The organism is Patulibacter americanus DSM 16676 (assembly GCF_000420025.1).
Lineage (GTDB): Bacteria > Actinomycetota > Thermoleophilia > Solirubrobacterales > Solirubrobacteraceae > Patulibacter > Patulibacter americanus.
In genome coordinates this window covers 34,700-51,290 of the sequence record NZ_ATUD01000004.1, presented here as the reverse complement: position 1 = coordinate 51,290, position 16,591 = coordinate 34,700, and the positions used below count along the sequence as shown (strand labels likewise).

The window sequence follows — 16,591 nt, the reverse complement described above, 5'->3', positions numbered from 1 at the left end:
CACTCGTCTGGCATCGGGCCGCGGGGTCACACGACGGTCACGGACCGATCGGATCCGCTGATAGCTTGGGCGCCGATGAGCGTCCCCCGTCCGGCCGAGAGTCCCCCGACCGCAGGGGCGCCCCCGGGCGCCGGGGTCGTCGTGGACGACCTGTCCAAGCGCTACGGCGACGTCGAGGCCGTCCGCGGCATCTCGTTCTCCGTGCAGGCCGGCGAGGTCTTCGGGCTGCTCGGGCACAACGGCGCCGGCAAGACGACCACGATCCGGATGCTGACGGGCCGCACGCCCCCGTCAGGCGGCTCCGCGACCGTCGGCGGCCACGACATCGTCCGCGAGCGCGACCGGGCCCGCGCGCTGCTGAACCTCGTCTTCGAGGACCAGAACCTGTACGAGCGCCTGAGCGGCCGCGACAACCTCGCGCTCTTCGGCGAGCTCTACGGCGCCCCGAAGGCGCGCACGGACGAGCTGCTCGAGCGCGTCGGGATCGCGAGCGCCGCCAAGCGCAAGGTCAAGACGTACTCCACGGGCATGAAGCAGCGGCTGCTCCTGGCCCGCGGGCTCATCAACGACCCGCAGGTGCTGTTCCTCGACGAGCCGACCCGCGGGCTGGACCCCGTGTCGGCCCGCAACCTGCGCGAGATCGTCCGCGAGCTCAGCGCGGCCGGCACCACCATCGTGCTGACGACGCACGACATGGTCGAGGCGGACGAGCTCTGCCACCGCGTCGCGTTCCTCTCCGAGGGACGGATCGTCGCGCTCGACACCCCGCGTGAGCTCAAGCTGCGCCTCGGCGACGGCGACGCCCCCGGCGCCACGCGCCCCCGCCGGGCGCGGGTGCTGCTGGACGACCGCACGGAGCACGTCGTGGCGCTCGATGACCCCCAGGACGACGAGCGGCTGTCGGGCTGGCTCCGCGAGGGCCGGGTCCTGACGGTCCACAGCGACGAGCCCTCCCTGGCCGACGTCTTCGTCGCGCTGGCGGGTCGCAGCCTCGACGCGGACGACACCACGACGGAGACGGAGGCGACGCGATGAGCCTCGCACGCATCTGGGCGATCCTCCGCAAGGACCTCGTCGACGCCATCCGCGACGGCCGGGTGCTGGCGATCATCATCGTCCCGATCGCCCTCGGCGTCCTCTACTCCGTCATCTACCCGGACGAGGAGCCGCGCCCCACCGCGACGGTCGTCGTCGTCGGGTCGGCCGACGCGGGACGGGTGGCCCAGCAGCTGCCGCGCGACGTGCGGCAGGCGCTGGACCTGACCGTGAAGCGGCAGGCCGACGAGCGCCAGGCCCGCAAGCAGGTCGAGGACGACGACGCCGACGTGGCCGTGGTGATCCCGGACGGCCTGCTGGGTGAGGCCCGCGCGGGCCGGGCCCCGCCGCTGCGCATCCTCGTCGGGCCGCAGGCCTCCCCCGCGGCGCGGGCCGTCGTGGAGCTGGTGCCGGGGACGATCGGCCGGCTGACCGACCGCGCGCCGGCGGTCACGGCCGACGTGCAGGCCGTGCAGGCCACGTCGCCGTCGGTCATCGACGAGCTGGGCCTGCGCCGGTACTTCGTGCTGGCCGCGATCGTCATGGTGATCGGCTTCATCGCGCTGCTCGCCACGCCGATCGTGCTGGCGGAGGAGATCGAGAAGCGGACGATCGAGGCGCTGCTGCTCGCCGCGCGCGGCTCGGAGGTGCTGACGGCCAAGGCGCTCGTGGGCGTCGTCTACTCCGCGGTCGCGACGGCGATCACGCTCGCGCTGACCCGGGTCCCGATCGAACGCCCGGGCCTCTTCGTGCTCGGGGTGCTCGGCACGATCGTCTCGCTCGTGGGGTTCGGGCTCGTGCTGGCCTACCTGTTCCGCTCGGCGGACAAGCTCAACACCTGGGGTTGGGTGCTGCTGATGCCGATCCTGGTCCCGGCGTTCATCGTCGGCGTCCCGGTGCCGGACTGGCTCGACGTGGTCGCGCAGGCCACGCCCACGGGCCAGGGCATGCGGACGATGGTCGACGGCTCGCTGCCGGCCGACGTCTTCGGCGGGCTCGGGGTGGCTCTCGCGGTGTTCGCGGTCTGGGGCGTCGTGGGGTTCCTCGTGCTCTCCCGCGTGCTCCAGCGCCGCGGCAGCTGAGGACCCGCGGGCGGTCTCCGGGTGGCGCGCCGCGCTGGCGCGCCACCGGGACGCCCGCTACCCGGCCAGTGCCTCCGTCGGGGGCGTCCGCGCAGCGCGGATCGCGGGGTAGAGGCCCGCAGCTCCCCCGAGCACCGTGGTGAGCGCGACCCCGGCGACGAGCACGGGGACGGGGATCACGGGCGCCCACCCGTTGACCGCCGCGACCGTCGCGCTGATGCCCGCTCCGAGGGCCGCGCCGGCGAGCCCGCCGAGCGTCGACAGGACCAGCGCCTCCGCCAGGAACTGCAGGCGGATGTGGCGCCGCGTCGCGCCGAGCGCCCGCCGAAGTCCGATCTCGCGGCGGCGTTCGAGGACGGAGATCACCATGGTGTTGGCCACGCCGATCCCGCCGACGAGGAGCGCGATCGAGCCCACGGCGAGCAGCAGCCCGGTGAACGCGTCGTCCGCGGCGTTCTTCGCGGCGAGCGCGTCCGACGGTCGGGAGATCTGCACGCCGCTCGGGGACTCGGGCAGGACGGACGGACCGAGCAGCGCGCGGACCGCGGGGACGGTCGCGTCGGTCGAGCGCTCGTAGAGCGTGGTCGGCGCGCCGTCGTAGCCGAGGTCCCGGCGGGCGTTCGTCGTCCCGACCAGGGCGGCGTTGTCGAGCTCGGGCGCCAGCGGGACGGGACGCAGCACGCCGATCACGGTCGCGTTGCGACCCCCGAGCCACACGAGGCCGCCGGGGCGCTCGATCGCGAGACGGCGGGCCGCGTCGTGGCCGAGGACGACCGTGGGGTAGCGAGCGGTGACGGCGTTCAGCCACCGCCCGGCGGCGACCCGGCCACCCACGACGTCCAGCAGCCCGAGATCGCTGGCCTGCACCGCGATGCCGCCCGTCAGTCCCGGATCGACCATGCGGTTGCGGTAGACCTTGGCCTCGGTGAGCCGGCCCGTCGCCGCCGCCGCGCGGACGCCGGGGATGCGGGCGACGCGGGCGGCGGCGTCGGCGGGCAGCCGGACCGGGGGGCCGCCGAGGTTCTCCCCCGGCCCTACGGTCAGCAGATTGGTGCCGAGGGCGGCGAGTCGGGCGTTCAGGTGCTCCCGGCTCGACGCGGAGATCCCGACGACGGCGATCATCGCCGCGATGCCGATCGCGATGCCGAGGGCCGACAGGACGGCCCGCATCGGTCGGGCCCGCAGGCCGGTGGTCCCGAGGCGCGCCACGTCGGCCGCGCGCAGCCGGGACCTCGAGACCACGCCGGTGGACGCATCCGGGGCGGACCCGCCGACCCGGCGTGTCGTCCGGCGGCTCACGCGGGGCTCCCTGCAGGGGTGCCCGTGTCGGAGACCAGGCGACCGTCGCGGATCGCGATGCGTCGCGGCAGCAGCTCGGCCAGCTCCGTGTCGTGGGTGATGACCAGGACGGTCGTCCCGGCGCGGTGTAGGTCGTGCAGCAGGGCGATGATGCTCTCGCCGGCGTGGGTGTCGAGGTTGCCGGTCGGCTCGTCGGCCAACAGCAGGGGCGGCGCGCCGACGACCGCACGGGCGATGGCGACGCGCTGGCGCTCGCCGCCGGACAGCTGGTTCGGGGTGTGGTCGAGCCGGTGAGCGAGGCCGACGCGATCCAACGCGACGCGGGCGCGCTCCCGTCGCTCCCGCCGCGCCACGCCGGTGTACAGCAGGCCGTCGGCGACGTTGTCGACCGCGTCGACGCCCTCGCTCAGGTGGAACTGCTGGAACACGAAGCCGATCCGGTGAGCGCGGAGCGCCGAGAGCTCGGCGTCGTCGAGGCGTCCGACGTCTGCGCCGTCGATGAACGCCCGGCCCGACGTCGGGCGATCGAGGGTGCCGAGGACGTTGAGCATGGTCGACTTGCCGGAGCCGCTGGGGCCGACGATCGCTGCGAGCTCGCCGCGCTGCACCGTCAGGGTGACGCCGGCCAGCGCGTGCACGGGCGGCGAGCCGTACTGCCGGCCGACGTCCTCCAGCCGCACGATGGCGCTCATGTGCGCGGCACCACGACGCGCAGTCCCCTGCGGACCCGGGGCCCGCGGACCTCGACGAGGCCGCCGGAGAAGAGGCCGACCTGCACGGAGACGCGCTCCGTCGACCCGCCCGGCGTGGGCACCTCGAGGCCGAACCGCCGGTCGTCGAGCGCCACGAGGGCGGCGACGGGCACCCGCAGCACGCCGAGGCGGGCGGTGGTGACGAAGCGGACGTTGACCGACGTGCGCGCGAAGCGGGCGACGCGGCGCCCGTCCCGCGGGGTGACCGTCGTCGGGATCACCACGGTCGTGGCGCCCGAGTCGGGGTCCTTGCGCTCGACCGGCCTGGCGACCCCGGTGATGCGGCCCTCGGTGGACCGGCCGTCCGGGAGCAGGACGGTCACGGACGCTCCGCGCCGGGCCAGTCGGCCCTCGGCGAGTGGCACGTCGGCGCGCACCTCGGTGCCCCCGGTCGCGACGCCGAGCGCAGGACCGCCGACGGCGACGGTGCCGCCGACGGGCGTGGGATGGCTCGCCACGCGGAACCCGCGCTGGGCGAAGACCACCGTCCCGAAGGGCAGGATCCCGGTCCGTCGCAGGCCCTGCGCGCGCTGCCACCGCTTGATCGCCGCGGTCGTCGCGGCCCCGAAGCGCGCGTCGGCCGGTGTCCGCAGGTCGCCCCGGCGGTGCAGGGCGGACTCGAGCTGCCACACGTCCGGACCCGGAACCATGCCCCGCTCGAACGTCCTGAATGCCGGCACGGTGCCCCGCAGCAGCAGGACGGGGTGGGCGTCCACCGCCACGAAGGGCTGACCGAGCTCGACCCGCGTGCCGACGGCCGGCAGCCACGTGACCACGCCCGCGAGCCCGGCCCGGAGCGTCCGGCGGCCCACGGTGCGCGGCGTGCCCGGGAGCATCTTCTCCTGCCGCACCGCACCGCGAGTGACGGTGGCGGTGGCGTACGCCGGGGCGTTCCGGGACGGGGTGCGGTCGTCGGGCCCGCCCGTTCCGAGGATCACGCCTCCGCCGACCGCGGTCGCGGCGACGAGGCCGCCGGCCACGACGGCCACGCGACGCGGTCGTCGGGGCAAGCCCGTCGGTGCGCGCTGCTGCCCCGCGGTCACCGCTTCTTGACCGCCTCGTCGGCACACGCGTTGTACACGTTCTCGTCGACGCCCTCCTCGAGCTGGACGAACTCGCCCGGGGCCGGATCGGGGGTGTCGATCCCCTCCTTGCGCATGCACGCCGCCTGCCGGAGGGAGAACTCGTGCATCTCGCGCTCCTTGCCCGCGTTGCGCTTGACCGAGGGCGGGGCGCCGACGACGCCCTGGCACGCCTTCGACGCGGCGAGGTACGCGTCGTCGTGCTCCACGTCCGGAGCGCCCTTGACGGGGTCGGGATCCGCCACGTCGATGCCCTCCTTGCGCAGGCAGGCCGTGAACTTCATCTCCCAGCGGAACTGCGCGTCGCGGAACCGCGCGTCGTCGCCCGAAGCGGACTCGACGGGGGCCGTCTGGGCGTCCGTCTTGGCCGGCTCGTCGCTGCCGCCGCCGCACGCGGCGAGGGTGAGCGCCGCGAGGGGTGCCGCGGCGAAGGCGAAGCGGCGGGTCCAGTGCGGGCGGGTCATCGTGGTCGTGTTCATGCGTGCTCCTGAGGTCGTGCCCGGCGTACCGGGTCGTGGGTCGCTCGCAGTGCACCAACGCGGTCGTTGCACGACCGTCTGCTGCGGACCACACATCGACGCAACACGCCGCCGCCGGGGCTGCGCCTCACCCGCTCGTGGCGTCCGTACGCATGGCGGGGCAGGTCCCGCCGGGCTCGATCGGCCGCTCGAAGTGCCACACCTCGTTCGCGTAGATCTGGCACAGCCCGTAGGCGCTGCCGTGCTGGATGGTCCAGTAGGCCGCGTCCGTGGGGCCGATGTCGACCGCCCGACCGGTGACGTGCGAGGAGTCCTCCGGCGCCTTCACGAACCGCCGTGCGGCGTCGCGGCCGCCGTGGCGGCGGACCGCCTCGTCGAACAGCGAGCGCTGGTACGCGGCGCTGCGCCACCCGCTGTTCACGCGTAGGTCGATCCCGTCGGCGCGGGCGTCCTGCGCGGCGCGGCGCACGGCGTCGCGCAGTCCCGGATCGAGCCGTTGGATGGCCGGGACGTCGTCGAACGGCGAGAGCGACCCGCCGACGGGCACGAAGCCGTCGGCCGGGCCGGGCTCGTCGCCGCCCGGGAGCCCGCCGCCCGGCACGTGGTCCAGGACCGCCGTCGTCACGCGCCGCAGCCGCGACTGCGGATCGTCCCCCGGCACCCGCTCCGCCAGCCACGCGCGCGCCGCGTCGCCCTGCGATGTCCGGGGGAAGAACGAACGGTCACCGACCCACACGAACGCCGCGGTGGCGATGGCGGCGAGCAGGACGAGGGCGACGAGCCTGCGGCGCAACAGCCTGCGGCGGGGCGAGCGGGATCGGGACTGCGACATCGGGCGGACGGGCTCCTGGCGGTGGCGGGGCGTCGTGCGACGCGCCTCCGACACCACCAAGCCCGACGTTGCGTCCCCGTAGGCCCGCGGGCATACGGGGACGCAACATCGGCCGACCTAGACTGGCCCCGTGTCCGTCGCCGGCCCCGTGCCCACCGCCTCCTCCCCCGCCCCGTGCGCGTCCTGATCGCCGAGGACGAGCGCTTCCTCGCCGAGGCGCTCGGGACGGGCCTGCGGCGCGAGGGGATGGCCGTCGACCTGGCCCTCGACGGCGACGAGGCGCTGCGGCGGATCGCCGTGACGGAGTACGACGTGCTCGTCCTGGACCGCGACCTGCCCGGCACCCACGGCGACGAGGTCGCCGCGATCGTCGCCCGTGACCACCCCGGCCTGCGGATCCTCATGCTCACCGCCGCGTCGCGCCTGGAGGACAAGGTCGAGGGCTTCGAGCTCGGCGCGGACGACTACCTGACGAAGCCGTTCGCCGTGCAGGAGCTCGTCGTGCGGCTGCGCTCGCTCGCGCGGCGTCCGGCCGCCGTCGCCCCGCCGGTGATGGAGTTCGGCGACCTCCGCGTCGACCCGTTCCGGCGCGAGGCGTACCGCGGCGGGCGCTACCTCAAGCTGACCCGCAAGCAGTTCGCCGTGCTGGAGCTGCTGCTCCGGGCCGATGGCGGCGTCGTCAGCGCCGAGACGCTCCTCGAGAAGGTCTGGGACGAGAACGCCGACCCCTTCACGAGCGCCCCGCGGGTGACGATGTCGACGCTGCGCAAGGCGCTCGGCGCCCCCGACGTCATCGAGACCGTGACCGGGGTCGGCTACCGGCTCGTCGACCCCGCCGCCAACGCATGACGGCCGTCGACGGCACGGACTGGCGGGGCGGCGAGCCGGTCTCCTCCCGACCGCGTCCCCGGCGCGGGATGAGCGCACGGCTGCGGCTGGCCTTGAGCTACGCCATCTTCCTCGTCGCCGCCAGCGTCGCCGTGCTGCTCGGCGTGTTCGTCGTGCTGCGCTACGTGCCCAACGTGCCGATCGCGGACGAGCGGTTCATCGGGGGGCCCGGGGTCTCGTCCCGGGACGAGGTCGTCCGCACCGTCCTCAAGATGTCGGCGGGCGTCCTGGGAGCCATGGCCGTCATCGGCCTCGCGGGGGGCTGGATGCTGGCGGGATGGGTGCTGCGACCGCTGGAGGAGATCTCCGCCGCCGCTCGGATCGCCGCGACCGGACGGCTCGACCACCGCATCCGCATGACCGGCCGGGCCGACGAGTTCGGCGAGCTGGCCGACGACATCGACCACATGCTGGAGCGGCTGCACGACGCCTTCGGGGCGCAGGAGCGGTTCGCCGCCAACGCCTCCCACGAGCTGCGCACGCCGCTGTCCGTCACCGCCGCGATGCTCGAGGTCGCCCGCGCCGACCCGGAGGGTGAGGACGTGCCGAGGCTGCTCCAGCGCCTGCAGGTCACGAACGGCCGGGCGATCGGACTGACCGAGGCGCTGCTGCGGCTCGCCGACGCCAACGCGGTCCGGGCCGCGTCCGAGCCCGTCGACCTGGCCGCGATCGCGCGCGACGTCGTGACGGACCACGCCCCGGAGGCCCGCCGCCGCGAGGTCGTCCTCGAGACCGATCTGGCGGCCGCACCCACCGTCGGCGACGAGCCGCTCCTGTCCCAGGCGGTGGCCAACCTCGTGCAGAACGCGCTGCGCCACGGCACCGCCCCGGGCACCGTGCGGGTGGCGACCGGCCGCGACGCGGGCGCGGCGACGCTGCGGGTCGAGAACGACGGCCCGGTCTTCACCCGCGAGGCCGCCGCACGGCTGGTCGAGCCGTTCCACCGGGGCGCCGGGCGCACCACCCGCGACGGCGACCCGTCCGGCTACGGCCTCGGGCTGGCGCTCGTCGCCCGGATCGCGCAGCTCCACCACGCCACGCTGGACGTCACGCCCCGCCCCGGCCCCGCCGGCGGACTCGCGGTCCACCTGCGGGTGCCCGCCCCCGCCCCGTAGCGCGCGGAGGCGGCGCGTCGTTCACACCTGCGTTGCATATTTCACAACTCGGGGTGTGGGACGGCGCCACAGATCGCTACGCTTGTGGCGGAGCGCCGGGGCGAGTCCCCCGGCGGCAGACGGCGTGGGTGACCCGCCGCGCTGCCGCCGCCCCGGCCCGGTCGTCGTCCGCACGGCGACCGCCCCGCCCCCGCCCCCAGGAGCCCCATGAGCACACCCGCGCCGCAGATCCACGCCGACGACCTGGAGGTCCGCCTCCCCCGGACCGAGGCCCGCGCGGACACGCCGGACCAGGACGAGGAGTGGTGCGAAGTCGTGCTGCCGACCGGCACGGAGCGGCTGCGGTTCCACGACTACGACCGGATCTTCACGATCCCGGGGCTCTACGAGCGGCTCTTCTACACCGAGCTGCACTGCGACTCGCCCCGCGTGGTCCGCGGGCTGCTCCAGGAGCGGCTGACCGAGGCCGGCGTGTCCCCGACCGCCCTGCGGGTGCTCGACCTCGGCGCCGGCAACGGCATGGTGGCCGAGGAGCTGCGGACGATGGGAGCGCAGGCGCTCGTCGGCGTCGACATCCTGCCCGAGGCCGAGGCCGCCGCCGCCCGCGACCGCCCGGACGTCTACGACGACTACGTCGTCTGCGACCTGACGGACCCGGACCCGACGTGCGTGGAGCGTCTTCGCGACTTCGGCCCCACCGCGCTGACGACCGTCGCGGCGCTCGGGTTCGGCGACATCCCTCCGCGCGCGTTCGCCACGGCCTTCGACTACCTCGCCCAGGACGGCTGGGTCGCGATGACCATCAAGGACGACTTCCTCACGGACGAGGACCCGTCCGGGTTCAGCCTCCTCATCCGCCGCATGCACGCCGCCGGCGCGCTCGAGGTCGTCACGGACCACGTGTACCAGCACCGGCTGGCCGTCTCGGGCCAGCCGCTGCACTACCACGCCTACATCGCCCGCAAGCGCGGCGAGATCGGTGCGGGCTGGCTCGACGAGATCGAGGCCGCCGCGGGCTGAGCGGCTGCCGCGGGGCTCGCGCGTCACCGCACGCGGCGCCGCCCCGCCGCGCCGTCGCGCCGACCGCCCCCTGCGGGCGGTCGGCGCGGGCGCCCTCAGCCGCGGCCGTGCGGCGTGGTGAAGTCGATCTCGGGGCCGACGGGCACGATCCGCGTCGGATTGATCGACGGGTGCGTCGTGTAGTAGTGGGTCTTGATGTGGTCGAGGTTGACCGTGTCGGCCACCCCGGGCTGCTGATACAGGTCGCGCGTGTAGCCCCACAGGTTCGGCAGGTCGACGATCCGCTTCAGGTTCGTCTTGAAGTGGCCGACGTAGACCGGGTCGAACCGCACGAGGGTGACGAAGAGCCGCCAGTCGGCCTCCGTGATCCGGTCCCCGGTCAGGTAGCGGCGCTCGCCGAGGATGCCCTCGAGCCACTCGAGCGAGTCGAAGAGCTGGGTCACCGCCTCCTCGTACGCCTCCTGCGTCGTCGCGAAGCCCGAGCGGTAGACGCCGTTGTTGACCGTGTCGTAGATCCGCTCGTTCAGCCGGTCGATCTCGTCCCGCAGGTCCTCGGGGTAGAGGTCGACCTCGGGGTGCTTCGCGAACGCGTCGAACTCCGCGTTGAGGATCCGCACGATGTCGCCGGACTCGTTGTTGACGATGCGGTTGCTCTCGGTGTCCCACAGCACCGGGACCGTGACGCGGCCGTCGAAACCGGGGTCCGAGAGCTCGTAGGCCTCGGAGAGGAACTTCCAGTCGTGCAGCGGGTCGGCCTGGCCGGGCGGGGTGACGGTGCCGGGGCGGAACGCCCAGCCCTGCTCGTCGCGGTACGGGTCGACGATCGTCAGGTCGATCGCGTCCTCCAGGCCCTTGAGCTGCCGGACGAGCAGCGCACGCGACGCCCACGGGCAGGCCAGCGAGACGTACAGGTGGTACCGCCCGGCTGCGGCCGGGAACGGCCCGGAGCCGTCGGCGGTCACCCGGTCGCGGAAGACGCTCGCCTGCCGCTTGAACTCGCCCTTCTCCCCGATCTCGCGGGTCCAGCCCCCGGCGTCGCGACCCTCGTCGCCGCCCGTGTCCGTGTCCTGGCTCATGCGTTCCCTCGTCCTGATCGTTGCGCGTGCAACCACCAGGCTACCGGGACGACCGGGATCCGTCCAGCCCGTGACTCCGGCCGGAGGGCGAGCACCCGGCGGGACGCCACCCGCACGCTCAACCGGCACGAACGGGAGCGGCGGCGAGCTCCCCCGTCGCCTCCGGGTTCGCGGCGTCGCACGGCTGCCCCGTCCACTGCCCGCCGCCGCAGTCGGCGGAGGCGACCTCGCGGCGTGGGTTGCGGATGCCCGCCGCGCCGACCAGCCCGCCGAGGATCACCAGGCCGCCCGAGATCCCCATGCCCACGCGGAAGCTCTCGACGGACGCGCCCCGCGCCGCCTCGCGCAGCGTCGCGGCCTCGTCCGCCGGCAGCCCGGCGGTGTCGGGGCGCGAGAACGCGCCGTCGCGGAGCTCGGCGGCCGACCGCTCCCCGGCCGCGCTCAGCGGCCGGTCGCCCAGGCGCGCGTCGACGTCGCCGGCGAAGGACGACGCGACGACGACGCCCACGCCGGCGATCGCCACGAGGCCAGCGACCCGGGCGATCGCGTTGTTGACCCCGGACGCCGCGCCGGCGTTGCGGGCCTCGGCGTCCGCGAGCACCGTGGCGGTCAACGGCGCCACCGTCATCGAGAGGCCGAGCGCAAAAAGCGCGACGGCGGGCAGCAGGTCCGTGACGTAGGAGACGTCGGCGTCCATCCGCAGCAGCAGGAGCAGCCCGGACCCGGCGATGAGCGGCCCGACGCCCATGAAGAACCGGGGCCCGTAACGGTCGGCGAGCCCGCCGAACCGGCCGGCGGCCACCAGCATCACCGCGGTCACGGGCAGCAGGGCCGCGCCGGCCTCCAGCGCGTCCCAGCCCGCGACCTGCTGGAGGAAGATGACGAGGTAGAAGGAGAGCAGCGAGAGCCCGCCGTACATCACGAACGTCTCGACGTTGCCGACCACGAAGTTGCGCCGCCGGAACAGCCCCAGCGGCAGCATCGGGTCCGCCGTGCGGTCCTCGTAGGCGACGAAGACCGCCAGCAGCAGGACGCCGGCGACGAGCGGCCCGGCGACGTCCGGGGCGCCCCAGCCGCTGAGCGGCTGCTGGATCAGGCCGAAGGTGATGCCCCCGAGGCCGAGGGCGCAGAGCAGCGCGCCGGGCAGGTCCAGCCGCCGCGCGGGGGTGCTCGGCGCGCCCGGGCCGGCCGGCGCGGGCCGCGGGATCACCCGGGCGATGAGCAGCAGCGTGCCGAGCACGAGTGGGACGTTGATGAGAAACACCCAGTGCCAGGAGGCGACGTCGACGAGCCAGCCGCCGAGCACCGGTCCGACGGCGGCGCCGATGCCGCCCCAGGCGGTCCAGGTGCCGATCGCCCGGTTGCGCTCGCTCGCGTCGAAGGTCGCGACGATCACGGCGAGCGCGGCGGGGGTCAGTGCGGCGCCCGCGGCGCCCTGCAGCGCGCGCCCGATCACGAGCACCTCGATCGTCGGGGCCAGCGCGCAGAGCACGGAGGTCACGCCGAACCCGGCCACGCCGAGCAGGAACACCCGGCGCTCGCCGAGCACGTCGCCGAGGGAGCCCGCGACGAGCAGCAGCGAGCCGAGCGTCAGGAGGTAGGCGTTCGTCACCCACTGCTGGCCGGCGAGGCCGCCGCCCAGGTCGCCGCGGATCGACGGGAGCGCGACGTTCACGACGCTGCCGTCGATCATCACGATCGTCGAACCCAGCACGCAGGCCAGGAGCGTCAGGCGCTTCGTGCGGGCGTCGGCGCCACCGGCTGGTTGGACCCGGAGGTCCGGGGAGACGTCATCCATGGGGCTCATCCTCGCGGCGACGGGCGTCCTCCGCATCCGTCGGACGCCCGTCGCGGGGACGAAATCCGGGGCAGGCGGCCACGGGCATGCGGGGGTACCGCGGGAACCGGTCGTCGGTGCGGGAGAGCCCGCAGAGCGAGAACGACGACCCGCGCGTGTTGCCCACGACGCGCTGGTGCGCGCAGCCGGCGCAGAGGCCGAAGGGGACCGAGCTCACCGCCGCAGTATCGCGGCTGGGGCGGCGCGATCCCCGGTGGCATCTGGCCGCGGGAGCCGGTCCGTACCATCGAACCGTGGGTACGTTTCGTCGCCTGATCGGATTCCTGCGGCCGTACCGCCGTCTGTGGGCCGTCTCCTTCGTCCTCGCGCTGCTGGCGATGGGCGCCACCGTCGTCAGCCCAGCCCTCATCGGCCGGGCCATCGACCGCATCCGCGCGGGCGATCACGGCGGGCTGAACGAGCTCGCGATCGCCATCGCGCTGCTCGGCCTCGGCCGCATGCTGCTGACGATCGGCCGGCGCCTCGTGGCCGGCAAGGTCTCGCTCGGCGTGGAGCAGGACCTGCGCGACCGCCTCTACGGGCACCTGCAGGTGCTCGACCTCGGGTTCTTCGACCGCTGGCAGACCGGGCAGCTCATGTCGCGCGCCACGGTCGACCTGAGCGCCGTGCGGTTCTTCCTGGGCTACGGGCTCGTCTTCATCGTCCAGTCGCTCCTGACCGTCGTGCTCGCCGCGGTGGCGATGACGATCCAGCAGCCGCTGCTGACCCTCGCCTGCCTGCTGCCGGCGCCGCTGATCGTGTTCGTCGGCCACGCCTACGGCACGCGCGGCCGCCCGGCGCAGCAGGACGCCCAGCAGGCCGTGGCCGAGGTCACCGCCGCCGCGGAGGAGTCGATCTCCGGCATCCGCGTCGTCAAGGCGTTCGCCGCCGAGGAGCGCCGCGAGCGCGTCTTCTCCGACGCCGTCGACCACGCGTTCGCCAAGCAGCTGCGTGCGGTGCGGATCGACGCCGGGTTCCAGCCCGTCGTGCAGTTCCTGCCCCAGATCAGCCTGGCGATCGTGCTGCTCGTCGGCGGTCGAATGGTCGTGGACGGCACGATCACCGTCGGCCAGTTCACCGCGTTCTTCGTCTACGTGATGATGCTCGTCCAGCCGCTGCGCTCGCTCGGCGTGATGCTCGGCCTGGCCCAGCGCGCGACGGCGTCGGGCACCCGCCTGTTCGAGATCCTCGACCGCGAGCCCGCCATCGTGGCGCCGCCCGCCGACCGGGTCAAGACGCTGCCCACGGGCGCCGACGGCTCCGCGATCGGCGCGGTCGTCCTCGACGACGTCACCCTGCGCTACCCCGAGCAGGACGTCCCCGCGCTGCAGGACGTGTCCATCGAGGTGCAGGCCGGCGAGCGCGTCGCCGTCGTGGGCCAGACCGGCTCGGGCAAGACCGCGCTGATGCAGCTCCTCCCCCGCCTCTACGACCCCGTCGCCGGCCGCGTGCTGATCGACGGGGTCGATGTGCGCGACCTCGACCCGATCGCGCTGCGCCACGAGATCGCGATCGTCGACGACGACCCCTTCCTGTTCACCGCGACCGTGGCGGAGAACATCGCCTACGCCGCGCCGGGCGCGACCCGCGAGGAGGTCGTGACCGCCGCCCGCCGCGCCCGCGCCGACGAGTTCATCGGCGAGCTGCCCGACGGCTACGAGACCGTGGTCGGCGAGCGCGGCCTGACCCTCTCCGGCGGCCAGCGCCAGCGCCTGGCGATCGCCCGCGCCCTGTTGGCCGGGCCGGAGCGGCCCCCGGGTCCCGACGGCGTGCGGCCGGAGCGCGGCCCGCGCATCCTCGTGCTCGACGACGCCACCTCGAACGTCGACGCCTCGACGGAGCAGCGGATCACCGACGCGCTGCGCGAGGTCATGCGCGGACGCACGACGCTCGTCATCGCCCACCGGCTGTCGACCGTGCTGCTCGCCGACCGCGTCGTCGTGCTGCACCAGGGCAAGGTGGCCCACGTCGGCACCCACGCCGAGCTCGTCGAGCGCTCGAGCCTGTACCGCGAGATCGTCACCTACGGGCTGGCGGACCAGGTGTTCCTCACCCGCGAGGACCGCCCGACGGAGGTGCAGGAGGCATGAGCACCTTCATGACCGACGTGCGGCGCCGGCGCGCCGCCTCGCGCGGCCGCGGCCGCCGCGTGCGCGACCTGCTGGGCATGCTGCGCCCCTACCGGCTGCGCCTGTGGCTGCTCGGCATCGCGCTGCTGCTCTCCACCGGCGCGATGCTCGCCCCGGCGCCGCTCGTGCAGCGCGCGGTCGACGACGGCCTGGCCGACGGCGACCTGAACCAGCTGACGATCCTCGTCGTCTCGTTCGTCGTCATCTCGCTCGTGGGCCTGGCCTCGAGCGTCGCGCTCGCCCGCCTCGTGGGCTGGCTCGGCGCGCGCCTGCTCTCCGACCTGCGCGAGCGGATCTTCCGCCACCTGCTGCAGATGCCGGTCAGCTACCACGAGCGCCAGCGCGCGGGCGTCCTCGTCTCGCGCCTGACGAACGACGTCGACGCGCTGCAGCAGATGATCTCGTCGAGCCTCGTGACGCTCGTGCAGTCGCTGCTGCTGCTCGCGGGCTCCATCGTGATCCTGCTCTCCCTCGACGTGCAGCTCGCGCTCATCACGTTCATCACGATCCCCGTGCTGCTGGGCGCCTCGCTGGCGTTCCGCCTGGCGTCCGTCGACGCGTTCGCCCGGACCCGCGAGACGATCGGCGCCATCACCGCGCACCTGCAGGAGACGCTCTCCGGCGTCCGCGTCATCCGCGCCTACGGCCGCGAGCGCGGCCACCTGCAGCGGTTCTCCGAGCTCGGCGACGACAACCGCGCGGCGAACATGAAGACGGTGCACCTCAACGCGGCGTACTTCCCCGCCGTGGAGTACCTGTCGACGGCCGCGATCGTGATCGTGCTGCTCGTCGGCGGCGGCCAGGCCATCGACGGGGCCGTGACGATCGGCGTGCTGATCGGCTTCGTCACCGCGCTGGACAACTTCTTCGGCCCGATCACCGATCTGTCGAACGTCTACACGACGTTCCAGTCCGGCATGGCCGCGCTCGACAAGATCGGCACGCTGCTCGAACAGGAGTCGACGCTGACCGACCCGGAGGACCCGAAGCCGCTGCCCGACCCGCTCCGCGGCGAGCTGCGCTTCGACCATGTCACGTTCTCCTACGGCGGGACCCGAGGGCCGGACGGCGAGGCCGTGCTCGGCCGCACCGTGCTCGAGGACGTGTGCCTGACGATCCCGGCCGGCGCCACCGTCGCGCTCGTGGGCGAGACGGGCGCGGGCAAATCGACGATCGCCAAGCTCGCCACGCGCTTCATCGACCCCGTGCAGGGCCGCGTGCTGCTCGACGGCGTCGACCTGCGCGACCTGCGCCAGAACGACCTGCGCTCCCGGATGGGCATCGTGCCGCAGGAGGGCTACCTGTTCTCCGGGACCGTCGCGGACAACATCGCCTTCGGCCGCGTCGGTGCGACGCGCGAGGAGGTCGAGGCCGCGGTGGACCGCATCGGTGCGGGCGAGATCCTCGACGCGCTGCCCCGCGGGCTCGACACCGAGGTCGGCGAGCGGGGCACGTCGCTCTCCGCCGGCCAGCGGCAGCTCGTCGCCTTCGCCCGCGCGCTCATCGCCGGCAGCCCCGCCGACCGCCACGTCGGCGCGCCCGACGTCGCCCCGGACCCGGACGGGGGCGCCGGACCGGTCGTCTCCGGCCCCGCCACGGGTGTCGGTGGCCCGGCGATCCTCGTCCTCGACGAGGCGACGGCGAACGTCGACCTGCGGACGGAGCGCCGCATCGAGGAGGCGCTGCAGACGCTGCTCGCGGGCCGCACCGCGGTCGTCATCGCGCACCGGCTGTCGACGATCCGCTCCGCCGACCTCATCGTCGTGGTCGACCGCGGCCGGGTCGCCGAGAGCGGCACGCACGAAGAGTTGCTGCACCGGGACGGGTTCTACGCCAAGCTGCACCGGGACTGGCAGCACGGCACGGAGGACGCCGCGCCGTCGCTCCCCTGATCCGCCGCGCCGCGCGGTTCCCGACGTTCGTCGAGGACCGCAACCCTGCCCGCCCTCGCCTGTTTCGACGATC

15 protein-coding genes are annotated in these 16,591 nt (G+C 74.4%); 7 read left to right on the top strand and 8 right to left on the bottom strand.

The features are described from left to right. The first annotated feature begins 75 nt into the window (after nucleotides 1–75). Both F593_RS23635 and F593_RS0108625 read left to right on the top strand, forming a co-directional pair. The gene (locus F593_RS23635) at nucleotides 76–1,035 is read left to right on the top strand and encodes an ABC transporter ATP-binding protein (RefSeq protein WP_022928357.1); all 960 of its coding nucleotides are present in this window, start codon (nucleotides 76–78) and stop codon (nucleotides 1,033–1,035) included. Further along, on the top strand, nucleotides 1,032–2,117 hold the full coding sequence (locus F593_RS0108625; protein WP_022928356.1) for an ABC transporter permease: 1,086 nt from the start codon (nucleotides 1,032–1,034) through the stop codon (nucleotides 2,115–2,117). The genes F593_RS23635 and F593_RS0108625 overlap by 4 nt, the downstream gene beginning before the upstream one ends. 57 nt (nucleotides 2,118–2,174) lie before the next feature. Here the strand turns inward: F593_RS0108625 and F593_RS0108620 are convergent, their stop codons facing one another. From F593_RS0108620 to F593_RS0108600, 5 genes are all read right to left on the bottom strand, one after another. Further along, on the bottom strand, nucleotides 2,175–3,359 hold the full coding sequence (locus F593_RS0108620; protein WP_028721544.1) for an ABC transporter permease: 1,185 nt from the start codon (nucleotides 3,357–3,359) through the stop codon (nucleotides 2,175–2,177). 53 nt (nucleotides 3,360–3,412) lie between these two features. Next, complete coding sequence (locus F593_RS0108615; protein WP_022928354.1) at nucleotides 3,413–4,108, bottom strand: ABC transporter ATP-binding protein; 696 nt, start codon at nucleotides 4,106–4,108, stop codon at nucleotides 3,413–3,415. Next, the gene (locus tag F593_RS23630; RefSeq protein WP_022928353.1) at nucleotides 4,105–5,157 is read right to left on the bottom strand and encodes a peptidoglycan-binding protein; all 1,053 of its coding nucleotides are present in this window, start codon (nucleotides 5,155–5,157) and stop codon (nucleotides 4,105–4,107) included. Before F593_RS23630 ends, F593_RS0108615 begins: the two co-directional genes overlap by 4 nt. Nucleotides 5,158–5,207: 50 nt before the next feature. Beyond that, nucleotides 5,208–5,729, bottom strand: coding sequence for a hypothetical protein (locus F593_RS0108605; protein ID WP_022928352.1), 522 nt, complete (start codon nucleotides 5,727–5,729; stop codon nucleotides 5,208–5,210). Between the two features lie 127 nt (nucleotides 5,730–5,856). Further along, on the bottom strand, nucleotides 5,857–6,561 hold the full coding sequence (locus F593_RS0108600) for a M15 family metallopeptidase (protein ID WP_084629818.1): 705 nt from the start codon (nucleotides 6,559–6,561) through the stop codon (nucleotides 5,857–5,859). 174 nt (nucleotides 6,562–6,735) lie between these two features. On the opposite strand from F593_RS0108600, the gene F593_RS0108595 reads away from it, so the two are divergent. From F593_RS0108595 to F593_RS23625, 3 genes are all read left to right on the top strand, one after another. Then, a complete protein-coding gene (locus F593_RS0108595) occupies nucleotides 6,736–7,410 on the top strand; it encodes a response regulator transcription factor (protein ID WP_022928350.1) in 675 nt (224 codons plus the stop codon). Next, nucleotides 7,407–8,564, top strand: coding sequence for a sensor histidine kinase (locus F593_RS0108590; RefSeq protein ID WP_022928349.1), 1,158 nt, complete (start codon nucleotides 7,407–7,409; stop codon nucleotides 8,562–8,564). The genes F593_RS0108595 and F593_RS0108590 overlap by 4 nt, the downstream gene beginning before the upstream one ends. A 207-nt stretch (nucleotides 8,565–8,771) precedes the next feature. Beyond that, nucleotides 8,772–9,584, top strand: coding sequence for a methyltransferase domain-containing protein (locus F593_RS23625; RefSeq protein ID WP_022928348.1), 813 nt, complete (start codon nucleotides 8,772–8,774; stop codon nucleotides 9,582–9,584). Nucleotides 9,585–9,679: 95 nt separating this feature from the next. Here the strand turns inward: F593_RS23625 and F593_RS0108580 are convergent, their stop codons facing one another. The 3 genes from F593_RS0108580 to F593_RS29835 form a co-directional block, all read right to left on the bottom strand. Beyond that, on the bottom strand, nucleotides 9,680–10,660 hold the full coding sequence (locus F593_RS0108580) for a glutathione S-transferase family protein (protein WP_022928347.1): 981 nt from the start codon (nucleotides 10,658–10,660) through the stop codon (nucleotides 9,680–9,682). Nucleotides 10,661–10,778: 118 nt separating this feature from the next. Further along, the gene (locus F593_RS23620) at nucleotides 10,779–12,458 is read right to left on the bottom strand and encodes a DHA2 family efflux MFS transporter permease subunit (protein WP_022928346.1); all 1,680 of its coding nucleotides are present in this window, start codon (nucleotides 12,456–12,458) and stop codon (nucleotides 10,779–10,781) included. Then, nucleotides 12,451–12,675 carry a hypothetical protein gene (locus tag F593_RS29835; RefSeq protein WP_157251679.1) on the bottom strand — a complete coding sequence of 75 codons (225 nt, stop codon included), beginning with the start codon at nucleotides 12,673–12,675 and terminating at the stop codon, nucleotides 12,451–12,453. The genes F593_RS23620 and F593_RS29835 overlap by 8 nt, the downstream gene beginning before the upstream one ends. 76 nt (nucleotides 12,676–12,751) lie before the next feature. On the opposite strand from F593_RS29835, the gene F593_RS23615 reads away from it, so the two are divergent. Together F593_RS23615 and F593_RS23610 are read left to right on the top strand one after the other, a co-directional pair. Continuing rightward, entirely contained in the window at nucleotides 12,752–14,587 is a 1,836-nt protein-coding gene (locus tag F593_RS23615) for an ABC transporter ATP-binding protein (protein ID WP_022928345.1), read from the top strand. Continuing rightward, nucleotides 14,584–16,518 carry an ABC transporter ATP-binding protein gene (locus F593_RS23610; protein WP_022928344.1) on the top strand — a complete coding sequence of 645 codons (1,935 nt, stop codon included), beginning with the start codon at nucleotides 14,584–14,586 and terminating at the stop codon, nucleotides 16,516–16,518. The genes F593_RS23615 and F593_RS23610 overlap by 4 nt, the downstream gene beginning before the upstream one ends. The last annotated feature ends 73 nt before the right edge of the window (nucleotides 16,519–16,591 follow it).

Bases quoted from the DNA above. Each gene is read 5' to 3' on its own strand.
- F593_RS23635 (WP_022928357.1), top strand. From the start codon at position 76: ATGAGCGTCCCCCGTCCGGCCGAGAGTCCCCCGACCGCAGGGGCGCCC.
- F593_RS0108625 (WP_022928356.1), top strand. From the start codon at position 1,032: ATGAGCCTCGCACGCATCTGGGCGATCCTCCGCAAGGACCTCGTCGAC.
- F593_RS0108615 (WP_022928354.1), bottom strand. From the start codon at position 4,108: ATGAGCGCCATCGTGCGGCTGGAGGACGTCGGCCGGCAGTACGGCTCG.
- F593_RS0108605 (WP_022928352.1), bottom strand. From the start codon at position 5,729: ATGAACACGACCACGATGACCCGCCCGCACTGGACCCGCCGCTTCGCC.
- F593_RS0108600 (WP_084629818.1), bottom strand. From the start codon at position 6,561: ATGTCGCAGTCCCGATCCCGCTCGCCCCGCCGCAGGCTGTTGCGCCGC.
- F593_RS0108590 (WP_022928349.1), top strand. From the start codon at position 7,407: ATGACGGCCGTCGACGGCACGGACTGGCGGGGCGGCGAGCCGGTCTCC.
- F593_RS23625 (WP_022928348.1), top strand. From the start codon at position 8,772: ATGAGCACACCCGCGCCGCAGATCCACGCCGACGACCTGGAGGTCCGC.
- F593_RS0108580 (WP_022928347.1), bottom strand. From the start codon at position 10,660: ATGAGCCAGGACACGGACACGGGCGGCGACGAGGGTCGCGACGCCGGG.
- F593_RS23620 (WP_022928346.1), bottom strand. From the start codon at position 12,458: ATGGATGACGTCTCCCCGGACCTCCGGGTCCAACCAGCCGGTGGCGCC.
- F593_RS23610 (WP_022928344.1), top strand. From the start codon at position 14,584: ATGAGCACCTTCATGACCGACGTGCGGCGCCGGCGCGCCGCCTCGCGC.